General features: G+C 78.3%; 2 protein-coding genes. Both read left to right on the forward strand.

What is annotated here, in order from left to right; translation table 11 throughout:
• Positions 1 to 2,695 (forward strand): SDR family NAD(P)-dependent oxidoreductase (locus VM95_RS37025; protein ID WP_045705621.1); only part of this gene is annotated, 2,695 nt, incomplete at its 5' end.
• 48 nt (positions 2,696 to 2,743) lie between these two features.
• Positions 2,744 to 4,668: type I polyketide synthase (locus VM95_RS37030; protein ID WP_045705619.1), on the forward strand; the 1,925-nt coding region annotated here is incomplete at its 3' end.

The raw sequence follows: 4,668 nt of genomic DNA on the forward strand, positions 1-4,668 counted from the left end.
GTGCGAGCGCGAGGGTGTCCGGGCGCGCATGATCCCGGTCGACTACGCCTCGCACTCGGCCCACGTGGACGCGGTGCGCGACGAGGTCGCCGAACTGTCCGCGGGCGTAAGGCCGTTGGCGGGCCGCGTCGCGATGTACTCGACCGTGACCGGCGAAGTCGTCGCCGACCCGCAGCAGTTGGCGGGTTCGTACTGGTTCGACAACCTGCGCGGCACCGTCCGCCTGGACACGGCGGTTCGGGCGGCCCTGGCGGACGGACACACCGTGTTCCTGGAGTGCAGCCCGCACCCCGGCCTGGTCGTCCCGCTGGAGGACCTGATCGCCGAGGCCGCCGCCCCCGCCACCGTGCTGCACACCCTGCGGCGCGACGAGGGCGGCCCGGACCAGCTGGTCTCCGCCCTGGCCGCCGCCTTCGCCCGCGGCGTGCCCGTCGACTGGGCCGGCCTGCTGCACCGGCCCGGCACCCGCCGGGTCGACCTGCCCACCTACGCCTTCCAGGGCCGCCGCTACTGGCTCGACCCCGACAGCGGCACCGCGCTGCCGGGCCGCGCCAAGCGCTCCGCCGCCCCGAGCGGCGACCCGGTCGACGCCGGCCTGTGGGACGCCGTCACCGCCGCCGACGCGCCCGGCCTCGCCGCGCTGCTCGACGTCCCCGAGGACGCGCCGCTGCACGAGGTGCTGCCCGCGCTCGCCGCCTGGCGCACCCGCCGGCGGGCCGACACCGCCGTCCGTTCCTGGCGCTACGCCGAGCGGTGGGAGCCCTGGACGGACGCCCCCGCCGCGCCCGGCCGGCTCACCGGGCGCTGGCTGGTCCTCGCCCCGGCGGGCGGGGGATCCCCGGTCGTGGACGCGCTCACCGAGGCCGGCGCCGAGGTCGTCGCCCCCGAATCCGGCCGGGTACCGGACGGGCGTGAAGAGCTCGCCGCCTGGCTCCGGGCGACCGCGCCCGCCGCCGTCCTGCTGCTGCCCGACCCGGAGCCCGACCTGGCCGACCCGACCCCCGCGCTGACCGCGCTCGCCACGCTCGTCCAGGCCCTCGGCGACGCCGGACTCGACGCACCGCTGTGGTGCGCCACCCGGGGCGCGGCCTCCCCGCTCGGCGAACCCCCGGCCGGCGCCGTGGCCGCCGCCCTCTGGGGGCTCGGCCGCGTCGCCGGCCTCGAACACCCGGAGCGCTGGGGCGGCCTGGTCGACCTGCCCGAGACCGTCGACGGGCGCGCCGCCGCGATCCTGGCGGCCGTCCTCGGCGCCGGCTCGGCCGAGGACGAGATCGCGATCCGCCCGCTCGGCACCTTCGTCCGGCGCCTCGTCCGCTTCCCGCACGCCGAGGACGCCCCGCGCCAGGACGTCCCCGACGGTGACGCCCCCTGGCGGCCCGGCCGCACCGCGCTGGTCACCGGCGGCACCGGCGCGCTCGGCGGCCACCTCGCCCGCTGGCTGGTCCGGGCCGGCGCCGAGCACCTGGTGCTGGCCGGTCGGCGCGGCGCGGCCGCACCCGGTGCCCAGGAGCTGCGTGAGGAACTGACGGCCGCCGGCGCCGAGGTGGAGCTCGCCGCCTGCGACGTCAGCGACCGCGCGGCCGTCGCCGCCCTGCTCGCCGGGCTGCGCGAGCGCGGGCTGCGGGTGGACACCGTGGTCCACGCGGCCGGGGCCGAGGTCGGCGGGCCGTTCGACCGGATCACCGGCGAGTCGATCGCCGAGGCCGTCGCCGCCAAGGTCGGCGGCGCGCTCGCCCTCGACGAGCTGCTGCGCGCCGACGAACCCGACACTTTCGTGCTGTTCAGCTCCGGCGCGGGCGTGTGGGGCGGCGCCGGCCAGGGCGCGTACGCGGCCGCCAACGCCTACCTCGACGCGCTCGCCGCCCGGCGCCGCGCCGCCGGCCGGGCCGCCACCGCCGTCGCCTGGGGCCGCTGGGCGGGCGGCGGGATGTCCGACAGCCCGACCGTCGCGGCGGCGCTCGACCGGATCGGCGTGGGCGCGATGGACCCCGAACTCGCCCTCGAAGCGCTGCGCCAGGCCCTGGACGAGGACCTGGAACGGGTGACCGTCGCCGACCTCGACTGGCCGCGCTTCGCGGTCGGCTACACCGCCGCCCGCCCGCGCCCGCTGATCGCCGCACTCGTCGCCGCCGAGACCCCGGCCCCGGCCGCGGCGGAGCCGGGCACCGGCACCCGGGCGCCCGAGCAGCTGCGCGAACGCCTCGCCCCGCTCACCGCCGCCGACCGCCACGGCGAGCTCGTCACCCTGGTGTGCGCCGAGGTCGCCGCCCAGCTCGGCCACGCCGACCCGGCCGCGGTCGAGCCCGAACGGCCGTTCCGCGAGCTCGGGTTCGACTCGCTGGCCGCCGTCGGCCTGCGCAACCGGCTCGCCACGGCCACCGGGCTGTCCCTGCCGACCACGCTGGCCTTCGACCACCCGACCGCGCAGGCGCTGGCCGCCCACCTCGGCTCCGAGCTCTTCGCCGACACCGCACCGGACGTGTCGGCGCTCGACGAGCTGGACCGGCTGGAGGCCGGCCTGGCGGCGCTGTCCGGCGCCGCGGACCGCGACCGCGTCGCCGCCCGCCTGACCGAGCTCGCCCAGCGGCTGCGGGCCGGCGCGCCGCAGCAGTCGGCCGAGGCCCGACGCGACCTGCACACCGCCAGCGACGACGAGATGTTCGACATCCTCGGGGAGGAGTTCGGGATCTCCTGACCAGCCGTCCGCACCGGATATCTCGAAGACCGACAGGGGTACACACACATGTCCACCCAGGCCACCGCGCCCGGCCCGTCCGGCGCGCCGAACCCGTCCGACGGGTCGACCCAGGAGAAGCTGCGCCACTTCCTGCGGCTGACCGCCGCCGACCTGCGCGCCACCAAACAGCGGCTGCGCGAGGCCGAGCAGGCGGGGCGGGAGCCGATCGCGATCGTCGCGACCGGCTGCCGACTGCCCGGCGGCGTCCGGTCCGCCGAGGACCTGTGGCGCCTGGTGGCGGCCGGCACCGACGCGGTCTCCGCCTTCCCGACCGACCGGGGCTGGGAGACCGGGCCCGAGCGGTTCACCGCCGGCTCCGCCGCCCGGCAGGGCGGATTCGTCCACGACGCGGCCGAGTTCGACGCCGAGTTCTTCGGCATCTCGCCCTTCGAGGCACTGGCGATGGACCCGCAGCAGCGCCTGCTGCTGGAGACCGCCTGGGAGACCGTGGAGCGCGCCGGCATCGACCCCACCTCGCTGCGGCGCAGCCGCACGGGCGTCTTCGTCGGCGCCTCCGCGCTCGGCTACGGCGGCGGCCACCGGGACGACGCCGCCCCGGCGGTGGCGGGCCACCGGGTGACCGGCGGCTCGATGTCCGTGGTCTCCGGCCGGGTCGCGTACGCGCTCGGCCTGGAGGGCCCGGCGGTCACCCTCGACACGGCCTGCTCCTCCTCCCTGGTGGCCCTGCACACGGCGGCCCAGGCGTTGCGCGCGGGGGACTGCGACCTGGCGCTGGCCGGCGGCGTGACCGTGATGGCCCGGCCGACCGCCTTCGTCGAGTTCGCCCGGCAGAACGGCCTGGCGGCGGACGGGCGGTGCAAGCCGTTCGCGGCGGGCGCGGACGGGACGGGCTGGGGCGAGGGCGTCGGTCTGCTGCTGGTGGAGCGGCTGTCGGACGCGGTGCGCAACGGGCACCCGGTGCTGGCGGTGGTGCGCGGCTCGGCGGTGAACCAGGACGGCGCCTCCAACGGGCTCTCCGCGCCGAACGGGCCGTCGCAGGAGCGGGTGATCCGGGCGGCGCTGGTGAACGCGGGGCTCTCCACGGACGAGGTGGACGTGGTCGAGGCGCACGGGACGGGCACCACGCTCGGCGACCCGATCGAGGCGCGGGCCCTGCTGGCGACGTACGGGCGCCGGCGCGCCGGAGCGCCGCTGTGGCTGGGGTCGGTGAAGTCCAACCTCGGGCACACCCAGGCGGCGGCGGGGGTGGCCGGGGTGATCAAGATGGTGATGGCGCTGCGGCACGGGGTGCTGCCGAAGTCGCTGCACGTGGACGCGCCGTCGCCGCACGTGGACTGGTCGGCGGGCGGGGTCGAGCTGCTGGCGAAGGCGGTTCCGTGGCCGCGGACGGGTCGGCCGCGGCGGGCCGGGGTGTCCTCGTTCGGGATCAGCGGCACCAACGCGCACGTGATCCTCGAACAGGCCCCGGAGAGGCCGGAGTCGGCGCCGCAGCCCCCGGCGGCCGGGGTGGCCGGGCTGGTCCCCTGGGTGCTGTCGGCCCGGACCCCCGAGGCGCTGCGGGCCCAGGCGGCCCGGCTGCGCGACTGGACCCGCGAACACCCGCGGGCCCGGCCCGCCGACGTCGCCTGGTCCGCCGCCACCGGCCGGGCCCTGCTGGAACACCGCGCCGTGGTGCTCGGCCGCGACCTCGCCGAGCTGACCGCCGGGCTCACCGCCCTCGCCGACGGCGCGCCCCGGCCCGTCGAGGCCACCGGACTCCCGATCGCGGTGACCGGGGTGGCGCAGCGACGGGCGGGGGCGGTCGGCAAACACGCCCTGGTGTTCACGGGGCAGGGGGTGCGGGTCGCGGGTGCGGGGCGTGAACTGTACGGCGCGTTCCCGGTGTTCGCGGCGGCGGTGGACGAGGTGTGCGGGGCGTTCGAGGGGGTGGTGCCGTTCTCGGTGCGGGAGGTGCTGCTGGGGGAGGCCGA

Origin of the sequence: Streptomyces rubellomurinus, from assembly GCF_000961885.1 — a bacterium.
GTDB classification, from domain to species: domain Bacteria; phylum Actinomycetota; class Actinomycetes; order Streptomycetales; family Streptomycetaceae; genus Kitasatospora; species Kitasatospora rubellomurina.